General features: G+C 62.4%; 15 protein-coding genes. 5 read left to right on the forward strand and 10 right to left on the reverse strand.

Going from position 1 to position 14,601, the window contains the following annotated elements:
* Positions 1-64 precede the first annotated feature (64 nt).
* The gene (locus Q0653_RS11170; RefSeq protein ID WP_298944633.1) at positions 65-2,359 is read right to left on the reverse strand and encodes a S8 family serine peptidase; all 2,295 of its coding nucleotides are present in this window, start codon (positions 2,357-2,359) and stop codon (positions 65-67) included.
* A 135-nt stretch (positions 2,360-2,494) separates the two neighbouring features.
* Entirely contained in the window at positions 2,495-3,466 is a 972-nt protein-coding gene (locus Q0653_RS11175) for an ATP-binding protein (RefSeq protein ID WP_298944634.1), read from the reverse strand.
* A gap of 72 nt (positions 3,467-3,538) precedes the next feature.
* Here Q0653_RS11175 and Q0653_RS11180 point away from each other — a divergent pair, with 72 nt between their 5' ends.
* On the forward strand, positions 3,539-3,805 hold the full coding sequence (locus Q0653_RS11180; protein ID WP_298944635.1) for a helix-turn-helix transcriptional regulator: 267 nt from the start codon (positions 3,539-3,541) through the stop codon (positions 3,803-3,805).
* Positions 3,802-4,842: an abortive infection family protein gene (locus Q0653_RS11185; RefSeq protein WP_298944636.1), complete on the forward strand. Its 1,041-nt coding sequence runs from the start codon at positions 3,802-3,804 to the stop codon at positions 4,840-4,842. Before Q0653_RS11180 ends, Q0653_RS11185 begins: the two co-directional genes overlap by 4 nt.
* 581 nt (positions 4,843-5,423) lie before the next feature.
* Here the strand turns inward: Q0653_RS11185 and Q0653_RS11190 are convergent.
* From Q0653_RS11190 to Q0653_RS11220, 7 genes are all read right to left on the reverse strand, one after another.
* Positions 5,424-5,684, reverse strand: coding sequence for a hypothetical protein (locus tag Q0653_RS11190; protein ID WP_298745042.1), 261 nt, complete (start codon positions 5,682-5,684; stop codon positions 5,424-5,426).
* A 606-nt stretch (positions 5,685-6,290) separates the two neighbouring features.
* Complete coding sequence (locus Q0653_RS11195; RefSeq protein ID WP_261606739.1) at positions 6,291-7,133, reverse strand: sialidase family protein; 843 nt, start codon at positions 7,131-7,133, stop codon at positions 6,291-6,293.
* Positions 7,134-7,217: 84 nt separating this feature from the next.
* Positions 7,218-7,817: a DUF305 domain-containing protein gene (locus Q0653_RS11200; protein ID WP_298944637.1), complete on the reverse strand. Its 600-nt coding sequence runs from the start codon at positions 7,815-7,817 to the stop codon at positions 7,218-7,220.
* Positions 7,818-7,899: 82 nt separating this feature from the next.
* The gene (locus Q0653_RS11205; RefSeq protein ID WP_298944651.1) at positions 7,900-8,361 is read right to left on the reverse strand and encodes a DUF6153 family protein; all 462 of its coding nucleotides are present in this window, start codon (positions 8,359-8,361) and stop codon (positions 7,900-7,902) included.
* 51 nt (positions 8,362-8,412) lie between these two features.
* Positions 8,413-10,533, reverse strand: coding sequence for a heavy metal translocating P-type ATPase (locus Q0653_RS11210; RefSeq protein WP_298944638.1), 2,121 nt, complete (start codon positions 10,531-10,533; stop codon positions 8,413-8,415).
* Positions 10,534-10,587: 54 nt separating this feature from the next.
* Complete coding sequence (locus Q0653_RS11215) at positions 10,588-10,914, reverse strand: cation transporter (protein ID WP_298944639.1); 327 nt, start codon at positions 10,912-10,914, stop codon at positions 10,588-10,590.
* Positions 10,915-10,946: 32 nt separating this feature from the next.
* Positions 10,947-11,228 (reverse strand): metal-sensitive transcriptional regulator, encoded by a 282-nt coding sequence (locus tag Q0653_RS11220; protein WP_298944640.1) that lies wholly within the window; start codon positions 11,226-11,228, stop codon positions 10,947-10,949.
* A gap of 281 nt (positions 11,229-11,509) precedes the next feature.
* Between Q0653_RS11220 and Q0653_RS11225 the strand changes: the two genes are divergently transcribed.
* On the forward strand, positions 11,510-12,391 hold the full coding sequence (locus Q0653_RS11225) for a hypothetical protein (protein WP_298944641.1): 882 nt from the start codon (positions 11,510-11,512) through the stop codon (positions 12,389-12,391).
* A 40-nt stretch (positions 12,392-12,431) separates the two neighbouring features.
* Positions 12,432-12,662: a hypothetical protein gene (locus tag Q0653_RS11230; RefSeq protein WP_261606900.1), complete on the forward strand. Its 231-nt coding sequence runs from the start codon at positions 12,432-12,434 to the stop codon at positions 12,660-12,662.
* A gap of 483 nt (positions 12,663-13,145) precedes the next feature.
* Here Q0653_RS11230 and Q0653_RS11235 read toward each other — a convergent pair whose 3' ends face one another.
* Complete coding sequence (locus tag Q0653_RS11235) at positions 13,146-13,928, reverse strand: hypothetical protein (protein ID WP_298944642.1); 783 nt, start codon at positions 13,926-13,928, stop codon at positions 13,146-13,148.
* 52 nt (positions 13,929-13,980) lie between these two features.
* Here Q0653_RS11235 and Q0653_RS11240 point away from each other — a divergent pair.
* Positions 13,981-14,601, forward strand: a 621-nt coding sequence (locus tag Q0653_RS11240; RefSeq protein ID WP_298944643.1) for a helix-turn-helix domain-containing protein, incomplete at its 3' end; no start/stop codon positions are given.

The following is a 14,601-nucleotide window of genomic DNA, read 5'->3' on the forward strand; positions in this document are numbered from 1 at the left end:
CTCATCTAAAGAAAATGTTGACGAGCTGATGTTCTTACTTGTCCATTTAATGGCGAGGTCATGCTTAGGAGACACGAGCGCGGACCTCCTGGCGTGCGAGCGCCGCGAGGCGCGCCTCGGTTAGCGCGTGAAGGTCAAGGCTAGTTCGGGCTTCATCGATGAGCTCGATGGCCAACGCATATGTCTGCGTCGGGTACTGATCGAGCTGTGCCGTCGTCCATGGACTTGAGTCGTGCGACACCACCAAAAAGTAGTCTTCGTCGTCCTCGCTCCAGTTGTTTGTCTCGACATCACGGCGGACGATGGTGTTCGACCGCAGCGCGTCCACACCGGGAATCGTCTTGGGGCGGCGTCGGTCTGAGGGCAACTCCAGACGCTCCAGGCCCTGCGAAGCCGCCTCTGCGATCGAGGGCTGCTCCTCCCAGGTGCGCTTGACCAGATCGAGGTCCATGTTCCTCACGAAATCGAAGATCATGCGTCCCGCGATGTAGTCGCGGCGGCTCCGTCGAACTGGAGGGTCGAATGCGAGCGCGACACGAAGGCGACGTTGCGCACCGCTAAAGGCGCTGGCGAACTCAGCGGGAACTGGTAACGCGAAAATGTGCCTTCCCCCTCGCTGAACCTCGCCCTCAAAGGTCATAATCGCTCGGTGCCCACCGCTCTCCAAAATACGCTCAGCGTCAGGTACCCCGTAAGCAGTCCCGATCCCCTCGCTCAGAGCCTGGCCGGGCCTGTCCGCAGGCGCATGCGCTGAGAGCGCAAGCAAGGCTCGTAGCAGATTCGGACCTGCGCTCGGATATCGCGTTGCAATCTTCGCCAGTTCGTGAGCTACAAACGGCGCGGCGACGCTGGTCCCAGCCGTTGAAGTAAAGGCTGGCACGGCGCTTGTTGAGAGCGTGACTACGCTGAGGTTCGTGTCACCGTGGACAGGCGATGATCCGCCATCGCGCCAGCCCAGGTTGCCACCGGGTGCAAGAAATTCAGGCTTCCGAGTCTTACCAAACCGATTGCCTCGAGTCGGCCCAGTGCGACTGAACGGCGAGAGCTCGTTGCTTGGTGCGATCGCCGTCAGAGTTTGGTCATGCGCAACATCGCGCAGGGCAACGCTGCCTACCGTAACCGCCAATGCCGCCGCACCGGGCGCCGCGATGCGCGCGTCACCATGATCAAGATAGGTCGGGTAGTCGTCACGCCAGTGGTGAGGTGTGACGCGCCGCAAGTTTCCGGCGCTAACAACGATCACAAGCTTGAGGTCGCGTGAGAGTCGATCGATGGTCGCCGTTAGCTCAGTGGGCAGGGGGTCAGTGTCTGCGTGGTCGTATCCGAATGCGATGACCGCGATCCGCGCCCCGCGCTGCGCAATCCATGTGAGCGCGTCCTCAAAAAGCGTCACCACGCTCCCGCTGATTGTCGGATTGCCTGCCGCATCCGACTCTGCGATGCGCGCGGAAATGATCGGAAACGGAATCGGGAGTTCGCCGCCACGCACCGTCTCGTCGAAGCCGCCGTAGGCAGCGATGCTCGCAACGTTCGTGGCATGTGCCGTTGCTGCACCAAACACTTTCCCAGCGGGGAATGACGCAGATTCGACAACGGCGGAATCCATAAGAAGATTGGCGCGAATGACGAGATCGTCCACTACGCCGATCGCCGCTCCGGCAGGCGTAGGTATCTCGCGCTCAAAGGCTGCGTCGATGAAGTGGCTGGGCGCGATGGTGGCCGCGAGCGGGCCACGCACACGTTCGACGACCGGATGATCCAGAAGCAGCGATAGTAGCGGCGCGTCAACGACCGCTCTGACCAATGGCGCATCGGGTCGAGGATCACTTGCCACCACGGAGCCGTCAGCGCCTGTGACGACCGCGAGGATTTCCTCGACTCGTTCGGCCGCGAGTCGTCGTGCCCTGATGTCGGGCAAGATCGAAGTCGGCCACAGGACGATGTCCACGGCTTGTGAGGCTTCGCTATCAATGGCAAGTGAAGGGTCTATTCGATCAGATCGGTCGTACAGCTCGATGTCTTCGATCTGATCCAGTAGTTGGAACCACGTCGCAGGATCTTCGATGTTGGAAGGCGCTGTTCCGCCGTATCTCTGAACCAGCTCCGCAAAAAGCCGGCGGGATTCCGCTGACGACAGGGTAAAGAACTCGTTCTCACCGTTCTCTCCCAATGGGATCATCGACAACGTTGCCAGAGGACCCTTTTTCGGCGCGCCCTTGGTTGTGAACTTGAGAACAACTCGCCCCAAATCGTCTTCTTCGTCGCTGTCGCCGGTCGAATCAGGAAACCACTTACGACCACCACTTTCCAACCCCGCAAGGATGCCGGCCAGTGTCGTCGCCTTCTGCGGACGATTCACTCCGTCTGATTCCTCGCCGCCCCCCGGCGGACGGCGCCTGCTCTCAGTCGAGATAGGTGGGATTAGGCGTAGATGGTCCGACATGCTCAGATCCTACGGGTGCACTGTGCACATGCATGGGAAGCGCAAACGGCTCTAAGCCCAGCGGCGCGCCGTCGTCTCGGCGATCGCAGACTGCAGAATCTGTCCATCCACTTCTCGAAGGCCCGCCATCACGGCGCGGCGTAGCGCCGCGTGGGCGGCGAACTCAGCAGCGGCATGCGGAAGTCCCACCAGCCCACCAGCCATTTCGTGCAGCCATTCCAGGCTCACACGCCCGTGCAGAACATGAATGAGAACGCGAAGAATTTCTTCCTGGGTCGGTAAGGGAAGCTCCTGCACGAGATCAAATCGCCGCCAGAGCGCAGTGTCCAATATTTCGGGATGATTCGTCGCTGCAACGATTATCGAAGGACCGGAATAGGCGTCAATCATTTGTAGAACTGCATTGACGACTCGACGAAGCTCACCGTGGTCTGCGGCATCATCCCGAAGCTTGCCCAAGCTGTCGAACTCATCCAGGAAAACAACAAACGCATCTGAATCTGCGTACTCGAACAGTTTTCGGAGATTCGAAGCCGTCTCACCTAGATAGCTCGATACGAGGGCATCCACGCGCGCCGTTACGAGTGGGCGGTTTAGGGAGGCAGCGAGAGCCTCCACAGCACTAGTCTTTCCGCAACCGGGTGGCCCGTAAAGCAACATGCGATTTCGTCGGGGGAGCCCCAAACTGTCGAGCTGTGGCCAGTAACGAACTTCTTCCACGTAGTTCTGGAACGCACTGGTAACTGACTCGTTGAGAACGAGGGCTTCAAAGCGACGCTCAGGCAGCCGCACTGTCGCTAGCGGCGTGTTGGAGTCACGATCGACTGGCGGCTCGATGATTTCGGGGCCGTCGAACATGGTTACCGACGAGCTGCTGGCCAGAAGCCGTGTCAGTTCGCGCGCGAGAGTGGTGTGACGCTTCGCTTCCTCCTCGGAAATGAGCGCCTGGGCCGCACGACGAAACATCAGATCATCTCGCCGCCCATAGGCAGCGATGAGGTCCTTGAGATCCTTTCCTGCCATAGGTTCATCGTACACGCCGACCACCGACAAACTAAGCAAATCGTGGTATCTAGATTCAGGTAGTCTTGGCTCGTGCCGGCATCCACGAAGCGCGACCCCGGCGACGCCAACCACCTGGCGTCGTCCGTTCGCCAGGTTCGCAGAAAAGCCAGATTGACCCAGGAAGCGCTGGCACAACGCGCAGGCATCTCAATAAGCACGGTGCGGAACCTCGAGCAGGGCGTAGTAGTCGACCCCGGCGTTTTCCAGGTCGCCGCAATCGCGCGTGCTCTCGAAACGTCCATCGACGAACTGTTGTCGGAGACAAGCACCCCAGCGACTTCTACTGTTGAGCCATGAGCCTACCGTGGCGTCCTGACGCGCCCTCCAACCTGGTGGAGCTCGCCGTTGGACGATGCCTCATCGCCAAAATGGATGCCAGCAAGTGGTTGGAACTTGGCCTCATCACCGACACCAAGGAAACAATCACCGGTCACGAGCGATTACTTCGAGCGCTTAGGTGGGGCGACGAGGACTACGAAGGTCATGTCTTCGATTTGGTCCCGACCGTACTCGGTGCGAGAGCGGGAACGCGGTCGTTGCCCCTCGCCCGCAACCTTCGCGCTCGCTATCCGAAGCTCGATGAGGTCGCGCAACACTTAGATCTCGATGCGTGGCTCGCATCGAACGAGCCGGATCTTTACGGTCGCCTCTTCACCAGTGGGCATCATGTTGCAACCCCGGATAGGGCCGTGTTCGCTGCGGCGGAGTCCGCGGCGGCTCGCATCGACGTCGCTGAGATGCGTCGGCAAGTGGACCGGATTCGACGCGACTTCAGTGCAGACCCAGAGGCTATCGTCGGCCAGACGAAGGAACTGATCGAGACTGTTTGCAAGACGATCTTGGGGATGACCGGAGATGCGGACGCAGTCGCTGACCTGCCTAGCTTGGTGAAGCGAACGCTCCTTCACCTAGGCCTAGATCCGACTCAAGTTTCGGGGGGAGTTGAAGCCCAGTCTGCAAAACGACTTCTTGGTGGGGTCGCAAGCATCCTGAACGGTGCAGGCGAGCTGCGAAATGCTCGAGGAACCGGTCACGGCCGAAGTGGTGGAGGGCTCATAGATGGCGCTCTAGCGCGCCTGACCGTCGGCGTCGTACTCCCTGCTTGCATTTACCTCATCGAGGCTTGGGAGGATCAAATAGGCACCCAACAAGACTCTCCATCGGCCGCCGACTCCGCGCCGAAAAGAGGCACCGTCCACGATGAAGGTTTGATCCACGATCCGAGATTCGGCGAGGGGCTCATAATCAGCACGAAAAGCACTCTTCACGGCACGGTGGTGACCGCGGATTTTGGGCCCCGGATCGGAGTCCGGGACATCCTCTATTCAGACTGATCGCGATGAGCGTGGGCCGGCCCCGGGCCGGGAACTCGGTTGAAACCATCGAGAACCAGCCATCACCAACCAGCACGACTTCCGCGGAACCACGCGGGAAACAAGCACCAACTGACACCCGTAAACCCGTGTCACACAACTGAAAATCGTGAGGTCACGGGATCGACGCCCGTCGGAGCCACACGGATGATCATTACGTCATCCCAGAGACCCTCGCGAAGCTTCTATTCGCGGGGGTTTCGCTTTGCCCTGATCAGTGGTGGTTTTCACTGTTGAGCCAGGCGCCGACCTCTAGGACGTCGGGCAATCAAAGCACCATGAAACGGCCGTAGTGGATGGCGGTGCAGCCACTCCGGCGGCCGCTTGTGCCGGGAATGTGCCGGGAACTCGGAAAATTCAGTCGGCGAGCTCGTCTCTCGCGAGCGCTCAGAATGCTGATTCAATCGGCCATTTGTTCGACTCGCGCACCCTCCCTGTGGTCTAGCGGCGGGGGACCTCGCAATTCTCGATGCCGCCGCCACAGACGCCGGCAACCCCTGCGCGGTTCGCACTAGCGGCGCGCCACACTCAAATCCGCGCGGCTACCGGTCGGCGAGCTGTACGCTCTCGTCGATCGCGGCGAGAACACGCGCTGGTGTCATCCCGCGCGCGACGAGCGCCTGGTCGGCTGTAGCAGAGACACCGAACCCGTCGATGCCAACAATGATGCCGTCGCGTCCGGCGATGTCGTGCACCCGAAGGATGCGGCGGCCTCGACGATCACGCGCAGCTGTGACAGATCCCGGAAGCACCCCTTCGCGGTACGCCGCATCCTGGTCCGCGGACCATTCACGGCTGGGCATCGACACGACGCGCACACCCACGGCGTGCGAACCGAGCCCTCGGGATGTGCGTTCGTGCTTCAGAAACGATCATTTGCGGACGCCCGGCCTAACGCGCCGCGACCCGGTGTGGAGTTCGTCGCTCTTTGGCGGTGTTCTGTGATCGTTCAGTGTCGCTAGTTACCGATCATGAGGATGCTGGCGGCGGCCTCGACGACCGGCTACAAGTCCTGCACCGAGGACCGGGCGATTGGTTTGCCAAGCTCGTCTGGAGCGCCGCGATCATCGCGGTACCGCTCGGCGGATTGATCGTCTTCTGGTCAGCGCATTGGCCGAAACGTGAGGAGCGCCCACGCGCGCGGTGGAAGATTACGGTGTTGTCAAGGGCGGGCTCTGACCATACGCCGCCACGCAACGCGCAGCCCGCGTTTTCGCGAGGAGATTTAGCCCCGACATGCTCGTCGTCGGAACCAGTGACATTAAGCACTCACAAAAGGGCGCCAAGAGGTGCCGAACTCCACAGCTTGAGGCGTGCCGCTATGGTTCGCCGAAACCTCGTATCGGCAGACAGTTTCGGCGTGTAGCGGGACAGGTGAGCGTCTTTCGCTGGAGATATCGTCCTCTCGTTTACTTGGCTATTGCCGCCAGGCCGCTGTCATCGAAGACCAAGATGTCACCGTCGTTCGTGGTCGCGAGCGCTTGCGCGGAGCCATGAGTGACGCCGGCTGGAACCCACTCGGCTTTGGATCCTGTGCTGGCCCAGATCTGTCCGCCGCGACCGACACCGACAAGCCGTTTGCCGTCAGGTGACACGGCGAGTAGATAGAGCGCAGGCGCCTCGTTCAGAGGTGTAAAAGTGGTGCCCTCATCAGTGCTGATTTGCACCCCGTCTGGGGTGGCGGCGATCAGTTGCCCTTCACTGTCGATGACGAGGCTGAACGCCAGAATTTCTCCGACCGCCGACCAGGTCTCACCGAGGTCGTCAGTGCGGAGGAGCTCCGCAGAGTCCGAGGCGATCCCGTAGAGGGTGTCGTTCTTCCCGACGGCAAGCACGTGGAAGTCTTTCTCGTCGGTGAATGAGACAGGCGTCCAAGATCTGGCGCTGTCGTCGCTCCGGATGATTCCGAGGTTGGGGGAGCCGAGTTCTGGGGCCGTGGTCGGTCCGGGATGCCCGGACGCGAGGAGAGCATCACCAACAGTGATGAGGCCCATTGCGTCGAAGTCGGTCGTCTCGATACGCGAGCCGACCTCCCCATCCGGTGTGGCCGTGTAGATCCCGTCATGGGCACCCAGGAGGTATCCGTCCTCGGAGGGGTTAGGCACGATCGCGTGGACGTGGCTGATGGACGCGGCGTGGTCGTGCCCGGTGGTGGGCTCGGCGGGTGCCGTGCAGCCGGCCAGCACAATGCTGGCCGCGATCGTTGTGGAGAGCGTGAGTGCCGCTCGGTGTCGCTGTCGAAAAGTGGGCAACGTGAGCTTCTTGAGGGTTCGCATGATGGTGTGCGCAACAGATCGATGGGTGGGGTGCGGGAGTTCCGCACCCCACCCATGGGATCACAGAGTTGCGAGGATCTCCTTCATAGTGGCGATCTCGTCGGTTTGCGTGTCGATGATCGTCTCAGCGAGTGCGATGGCGTCGCTGTTTTGACCGTTGTCGACTTCGTCCTGCGCCATGTCGACAGCGCCCTCGTGGTGCTGGATCATCTGCTCGAGGAACAGACGGCCAGCATCGGGACCGGTGGCATCTTCGAGGGCCTGCATGTCTTCTTCGGACATCATGCCGCTGCCGTGATCCATGCCCTCCATGCTGTCCATATCCGCGCCCCAGTCTTCGAGCCACTGATCCATCTTCTGGATCTCCGGCTCCTGAGCGGCCTTGATCTCTTCCGCGAGGGCGACGACGCGCTCATCGACGCCGTCTTTGCTGAGAACGACATCGGACATCTCGATGGCCTGTGCGTGGTGCTCCTTCATCATGCTGGCGAACATGATGTCGGCGTCGTTCGCGTCCGCTGTTTCGGCGGGTGCGGACGAGCTGCCGCCGTGGTCCATACCTTCCATGCCGTTGCCAGAACCGGTGTTTCCGGCGCAGCCCGTGAGGGCAAGAAGGGCAGTGAGGGTGAGTGCGGCGATCGCCGCGGATCGAATCTTCATGAGTGTTCTCCAAGGGTCGGTGATGAGGCCCGGCTGCTGCTGGTGCCAGGGGTGCGTGCCCGCAGAGCGGGCTAGCGCGTTATCACGTGCGACTGATGCAGAGAACCGTGAGAGAGGGGGGTGGCGGAAGGGCGTGGGCACGGGCGGGCCAGCGCATGGTCGCGGCCGTAAGTATTGCGATCAGTGTCGCGTGCCGCCAGCCGAGCCCGATCCGCCCGAGCAGGATCGTGGGGACTAGGAGCGCGAGAACGCACGTCATCCACGTCATTGGGTCCCCGCCCCCGCACGTCGCGCATCCTGCATCCGCCGTCGGTGAGTCCGGCACGGCGGCGGCTTCGGACGTGTCGTGGTGATGGGCAGATACATCGGCCTGCGTGCTGACAGCGACGGTGTCGTGGTGGCCGGCAGTTGTCGCGTGCGAGTTGAAGGAGTGCATCGCCAGCAGACCCGCGATGACGCCCACCGCGACCGCGAGGACGGCCAAGACGGTATGGGTGAGCGTGCGCGGTCCCCGCACCTGTTGTGCGACGTTGATCAGCGACATACTCACCTCCCGTTCTCCTCAGCCTACGTCCGTCACCCTGACCGTTTCTTGCTACTTACCCGCTACTGCGTCCGGGCGGAGATCCAGCCGGCGCAGCAGCTGCGCGTTGAGCGCGACGACGATGGTCGACAGGGACATCAGCACGGCCCCCACGGACATCGGGAGCACGAACCCGATGGGGGCGAGCACGCCGGCCGCGAGCGGGACGGAGAGCAGGTTGTAGCCAGCGGCCCACCAGAGGTTCTGCTTCATCTTCCGGTAGCTGGCCCGTGACAGTTCGATCACCGACAGCACCGACCGAGGGTCGTCGCTGGCGAGGATGACCCCGGCCGAGGCGATCGCGACGTCCGTTCCCGCGCCGATCGCGATACCGACATCCGCCTGCGCGAGCGCGGGGGCGTCGTTCACGCCGTCTCCGACCATCGCGACCTTGCGGCCCTCGCCCTGCAGTTCTTTCACCTTCGAGGCCTTGTCCTCCGGTCGCACCCCGGCGAAGTACCGGTCGATACCCAGCTCGCCCGCCACGGAGGCGGCCACCGCGTCGGCATCACCGGTGATCATGACGACTTGCACACCCCGCTCGTGGAGGGCCTCGACGGCATGACGCGACTCTGAGCGGATCTCATCCGCCAATCGCAGTGCGCCCGCGACCTGACCGTCGACGAGGACGTGGAGGATGATCGCACCCTCATTGCGCCACTCATCGGCAACCGCCAGCTCCTGGGCGTTCTCCTGCTCGAGCATGTACGGCCCACCGACCTGCACGATGTGCCCATCGACACGCGCACGGACCCCGACCGCCGGCGAGGACTCGAATTCGGACGAGGCAGGGACCGTGAGGTTCTTCTCCTTCGCCGCGTTGACGATCGCGCGAGCGAGCGGGTGCTCAGAGTCGGCTTCCGCAGCCGCGGCCCAGGCCAACAGCTGGTCAGAATCGGTGCCGGACACGGGGTCGATCGCGGTGACGGCGGGGGTGCCCTTGGTGAGCGTGCCGGTCTTGTCGAACAAGACGGTGTCGACGGTGCGCATACTCTCCAACGCGAGACGATCCTTGATCAGCACACCCCCACGAGCCGCCCGCTCCGTCGCGATCGACACAACGAGCGGGATCGCCAGGCCCAGAGCGTGCGGGCACGCGATCACCAGCACGGTGATCGTGCGGATCACCGCGGCGTCGGGCATGCCGACAACCGTCCAGACGATCGCGGTGATCGCGGCAGCGCCGAGCGCGAACCAGAACAACCACCCGGCAGCTTTGTCAGCGAGCCGTTGCGCCCGCGACGACGAGCTCTGCGCCTCGGTCACCAGCTTCTGGATACCTGCGAGAGCAGTGTCCTCGCCGATCGCGGTGATCTCCACCCGCACACCGGAGTCGGTCGCGACGGTGCCGGCGATGACCTGGTCGCCGTCGCTGCGGCGCACGGGCCGGGATTCTCCGGTGATCATCGACTCGTCCATGCTGGCCGAGCCCTGCACGATCCGCCCGTCTGCGGGGACCCGCCCGCCCGGGCGCACCACCACCACGTCACCCACCAGCAGATCAGACGGGGCAACCGTGACGGTTGTATCGCCCTCGATCTTTTCCGCCTCGTCAGGCAGCAACGCAGCCAAGGAATCCAACGCTGAGGTCGTCTGCGCGAGGGAACGCATCTCGATCCAGTGACCGAGCAGCATGATCACGATCAGCAGGGCCAGCTCCCACCAGAAATCCAACTCGTGGTGCAACAGGCCCAGACTCGCACCCCATGACGCGAGGAACGCCACCGTGATCGCGAGGGCGATCAGCAGCATCATCCCGGGCTTACGGGCGCGAAGCTCACTCACCGCGCCGGTGAGGAACGGGGCACCGCCCCACACATACATGACGGTTCCGAGAACCGGGGAGATCCACCCGACCCAGGCGGTGTCTGGCAGTGGGTATCCAAGCAGCATCGAGAACATCATCGAGAACCCGACAACCGGGACCGCGAGGATCAGCATGATCCAGAACAACCGCCGGAACTGGCCCACATGATCACCGTGGCCACCATGTCCGCCGTGACCACCATGGCCGCTATGCTCTGGCGAAGTGTCGTGATCGTGGCTCATCGCCGCGTGGTCATGCTCCGTTGTCGGCGCGCTGCCGTGGTTCTCGTGCGCGGCGTGATGGCTATGTTCGTCATGCTGGCTCATCGGAACTCCTTGCTCAGATGCGCCCGGTCGAGCCGGGTGCAGACAGTTAGCGACTCAGGCCTGGCTGGTCGCGAGGGTATAGCCGGCCTCTTCGACCGCAGCCCTCACAGCAGCAGGATCGACCGGTGCTGCGCTGTGGATGGTCACGCGGGAGATGCCGCCGGCGTTCAAGTCGACGTCGACGGACTCGACACCGTCCACAGCCGTCAGTTCGTCACTGACGCTCGACACGCAATGCGAGCACGTCATACCCGCAACCAAAACCTCTTCCGAGGAAGGCGAGGCCGCAGTGGGTGTGGATGCCTCGGTGTTCGATGGAACGGCACAACACGCGCAGCCAGCGTTCTCGTCCTTCAGGCCAAGTTCAATGCGATCAGTCATCGTGTGCTCCTTCAAGTAGACAGACGTGGCGGTTATGAACGGACCAGGCGGGCAATGGCTTCGTTAGCCTCGCGGACCTTCTCTGCCGCGACTTCGCCGCCCTCAGCGCTAGCCTCGGCGACGCAATGACTCAGATGATCGCTCAGCAGCGACAACGCCACCGTTTCGAGCGCTTTCGTCGCTGCAGAAACCTGCGTGAGGATGTCGATGCAGTACTTGTCTTCGTCGACCATCCGTGCGATCCCTCGCACCTGACCCTCGACGCGACTCAACCGCTTAGCGAGATCTGCCTTGCCGTCGCTGTACCCGTTCATGGTTAAACGATACCCCCTGGGGGTATCTAACTCAAGGTCGGTTCGCGCATTCCCGCGTGACTCGGTCCTTCTAGCGGTGCGAGCCCGACGAGAACTTGATGCGCCTGCCAAAAACGATCGATTTCGACGGTCTTGCCACCGATTGCGATCACCTGTGTAACTTGCGGCGAAAACTGGCGCGGTCGTCGCGGCAGTTAATGTCGTCCCGCGGCTGATGCGGTGGCGGATCGCGACCTGACCTCTATTGCGACGCCCCGATGAGAGCCTGAGCGCCCATCGCCATGAGTGAGGCCGCGGTGAGGCCTGCGAGGCAAGCGCGTAATCGCGGCGATGTGCTGATGCGAGGGATGCGTCGGATTCCTTGCCCAAGCAGAGCTTGCCATGCAAGGAGCATCAGTATTGCTGATGTCGACGTCAGTCTCCCGACAGAGGCTGGAGGAGATGTGGTCATCCAGCGGGAGGACCAGCTTCCCATCACGCTCGGAATTCCCGACCTCGACGTGCTGGGACCCGAGACAGCGGAAGACGGCACCGCTGTCTTCGAGGGAGTCGGGAACACCCCGGACATCTCCGTCGCTCACACCGACACCGGATTCCGCATCTCCACCGTCATTGGCTCCGCAGATCAGCCGACCGAATTCTCTTACGCCCTCAACGAAGGAACCACGGCCGAAATTCAGCCGGACGGCGCCGTCGCCCTCCTGCGCGAGGAAGCGTTCGTCGATGGAGAGAGCAGCGGCGTTGCATCCGTGGTAGTTGGACGTCTCGAACCGGCATGGGCGGTTGACGCCGAGCTGAACCCGGTCGCGACCCACTACGAAGTCGTCGACGGAGCCGTGATCCAGCACGTCGAGCACAACTCAAAGGTCGCCTATCCCGTCGTCGCCGATCCTCAGGCCGTGGTGACCGCGCCCCTTCAGGTCCGGGTGCGTTGGACCCACGGTGAAACCAAGTCGCTCAAGGACTTCGGTTACGGAGCAACCGCTCTCACCGCCGCATGCACCGCAGCCGGTGTTGCAATCGCAGGTCCCGTCGGCGGTGCGGTCGGTGCGAGCATCTGCGCCGTCGCTGGTGTCGGTCTGGTGCTCAATGCGTCGAATGCTTACAACGCCGGCCGCTGCCTTGAATGGTGGATCCAGTTCTTCCCCTCGGATTCGGAGTAGCCTTCCAGTGGTACGGGACCTACGCCGGAGGCTACTGCAGATGACGAACACGGTGAACGTGCGGCAGCCACTCGCTGATTGGCGCTGGTGGGCAGGGTTCGCCGCTCTTGTGGTCGTCGCGTTCCTCGGCGGCTGGGGATTGTTCCGGCTGGGCTTCGACTCGGGCGCCGCCGGGCTGATCGCCTCAGCGCCCCTGCTTGTGTTCGCGATGCTCACGATTGTGTGGCGCCGACGAGCGTTGAGCTCAGTCCCGCGCCGACGCAGCAGCTGAACGAACGGATCGCATGCCCCGTCCTTGAGCGGCGACGCTCAGGGACGGGGCATCTACCGTCAACTGCTTGCGACTACGGGACACGCATCAGTCCGCGGCGTCGTCGACCAGTTGAGCATCGCTGCACCGCAGGTGCAGTCATGTAGCGCATGCGAACCCCGGCGAAAATGTGCCGGCAGCAGCGGTGTGCCGGTCCCGACGTAGATGGTGACCCCTTGAAGCAGCTCCCCGGTCGATGCCTCATCCCTAAACGAGCATCACGCGTAAGCGGGTGTTAGCGCTCGTCGCGGATCGGCTCACGCCCAGGGCACGCAAGCGGAACGTCCTTCGTGCGTTCCTCCATGCGACGTCCACTTGCGCGCATCGCCGCTAGTCCACGCCCGGTGCGCACCGCTGAGAACGGTCGCTGCAGTCGCGGGGTGGGGCGAGCCGCAGCCCGGCAGCTGCGCAAATACGGCGCGTGCCGGGCCACGGTGCGTGACGCTAATCGAAGAGGCAACCTGACGAGCGAACGGTGAACTCCTTCGCATTGCCGAAGAACTGCATCCCCCAGTTGCCGATGAAGGGTATGTTCGTGGGCTTATCGGGATTGAAATCGTAGTTGTCCTTGACTGCCCAGCAGTGTTCAGATGTGCGAGCGACGGAGAACGCTCCGCTCGCCCAGTAGACGTCTCCATCCTCCGCGGTCGCCAGGTATTGCTTGCCGATGCCATCAATCTTGAGCTGCTTGGCCCACGTCATGAGGCGTGCGTCGGACGTGTAAAACGCGAAATCGACTTCGACGGTGCCGCCCGCCGCCGAGAAATAATAGTTCAGCAGAGAATTGGGCACATCCTGATTGGGCAAGAAGTGGTCGGCGGTGATGGCCTTCCGAAGCTCAGCCTTCGCTGGCGTTGCAGGCGTAGAGCAACGCGGCAATCCAGGTGTGAACCCATCGTGTCCGGTCTTTACGAACACGTTCGGGATATAGGTTCCATCTGTCAACTTCTCCCATACGTTCGACGTTCCGGCATCGCTTGTCACTGTGGCTCCGCGTGTCTCACAAGCCACTTCAACCCAAGAGCCGTCTGGGAGCGCTCCGCCAACGCGGTTTGACTCGAGCATTTCTGGAGTGGAGCGCGGATAGATGCCGATATGGCTCCAGGCGACCTCAAACCGCTCAGAACTTGCGTGTGCTGACGTCGTTCCCATCAGCATCGCGGCAGCAATCGTGGCTACGGCCAGCGCAGCGGCGATAGTACGCCGAGGTGATGTGTTCGTGCTCATGCGTCACTCCTTCGGTGCGAATGGCAACCCGCCGTCACCATCCAGTTCCAGGATGCAGATCAGATCAGGAATGATGAAGATCTGCTCGACAGTTTGGGTCGAATCTGAGTCATCAGAGGTGGGGGAGCTCGTGGACGATCGAGTGATGATGGGTCGCGCGATCCGTGCCGCGCGGGCACGGGCCGGCTTGTCGATCGCTGGTGTATCGAAGTCGGTTCCGGTGACGAAGTCATCCTTACAGCGCATGGAGATGGGACTCGCGCACGCGACGCTTCCTGACCTAAGGAGTCTGGATGCCGCGCTCGGCACCGGCACCGAACTCGTGGATCTCTATGAGGCTCAGCGCGCTCGTCGGGAACCTCCGCAGTTTTCGTTTCATCGAGAGGTCCAAGAGGCCGGGCACAGATGGCCAGCGTCGTGGGCGGGCGCTGTGTGGGTCTCGGTCTCACCGACTCAGTTGGCTGCCGCCCCACTGAAGGTTTCACTGACGTGGGGTCCATGGCTATTCGAAACGACTTCGACGGCGCCAGAAGTCGTACTCGAAAGTTACAAGGTGCCCGACGATGTCAGCGTCGCTCTCCGCCTCACTAGCTCTCGCCTAGGTGTACTGACCCGGATCGTTGTTGACGTAGGGGAGACCTCCGTAGTCGAGTTGGAGCTGTCTAGGTTCCCT

It is taken from the genome of uncultured Microbacterium sp. (assembly GCF_947488465.1).
Classification (GTDB): Bacteria; Actinomycetota; Actinomycetes; order Actinomycetales; family Microbacteriaceae; genus Microbacterium.

What these genes read in the sequence shown, in the direction of transcription:
- Q0653_RS11175 (WP_298944634.1), bottom strand. Translation starts at nt 3,466, where the DNA reads ATGGCAGGAAAGGATCTCAAGGACCTCATCGCTGCCTATGGGCGGCGA.
- Q0653_RS11185 (WP_298944636.1), top strand. Translation starts at nt 3,802, where the DNA reads ATGAGCCTACCGTGGCGTCCTGACGCGCCCTCCAACCTGGTGGAGCTC.
- Q0653_RS11190 (WP_298745042.1), bottom strand. Translation starts at nt 5,684, where the DNA reads ATGCCCAGCCGTGAATGGTCCGCGGACCAGGATGCGGCGTACCGCGAA.
- Q0653_RS11200 (WP_298944637.1), bottom strand. Translation starts at nt 7,817, where the DNA reads ATGAAGATTCGATCCGCGGCGATCGCCGCACTCACCCTCACTGCCCTT.
- Q0653_RS11205 (WP_298944651.1), bottom strand. Translation starts at nt 8,361, where the DNA reads ATGTCGCTGATCAACGTCGCACAACAGGTGCGGGGACCGCGCACGCTC.
- Q0653_RS11210 (WP_298944638.1), bottom strand. Translation starts at nt 10,533, where the DNA reads ATGAGCCAGCATGACGAACATAGCCATCACGCCGCGCACGAGAACCAC.
- Q0653_RS11215 (WP_298944639.1), bottom strand. Translation starts at nt 10,914, where the DNA reads ATGACTGATCGCATTGAACTTGGCCTGAAGGACGAGAACGCTGGCTGC.
- Q0653_RS11220 (WP_298944640.1), bottom strand. Translation starts at nt 11,228, where the DNA reads ATGAACGGGTACAGCGACGGCAAGGCAGATCTCGCTAAGCGGTTGAGT.
- Q0653_RS11225 (WP_298944641.1), top strand. Translation starts at nt 11,510, where the DNA reads ATGAGTGAGGCCGCGGTGAGGCCTGCGAGGCAAGCGCGTAATCGCGGC.
- Q0653_RS11230 (WP_261606900.1), top strand. Translation starts at nt 12,432, where the DNA reads ATGACGAACACGGTGAACGTGCGGCAGCCACTCGCTGATTGGCGCTGG.
- Q0653_RS11235 (WP_298944642.1), bottom strand. Translation starts at nt 13,928, where the DNA reads ATGAGCACGAACACATCACCTCGGCGTACTATCGCCGCTGCGCTGGCC.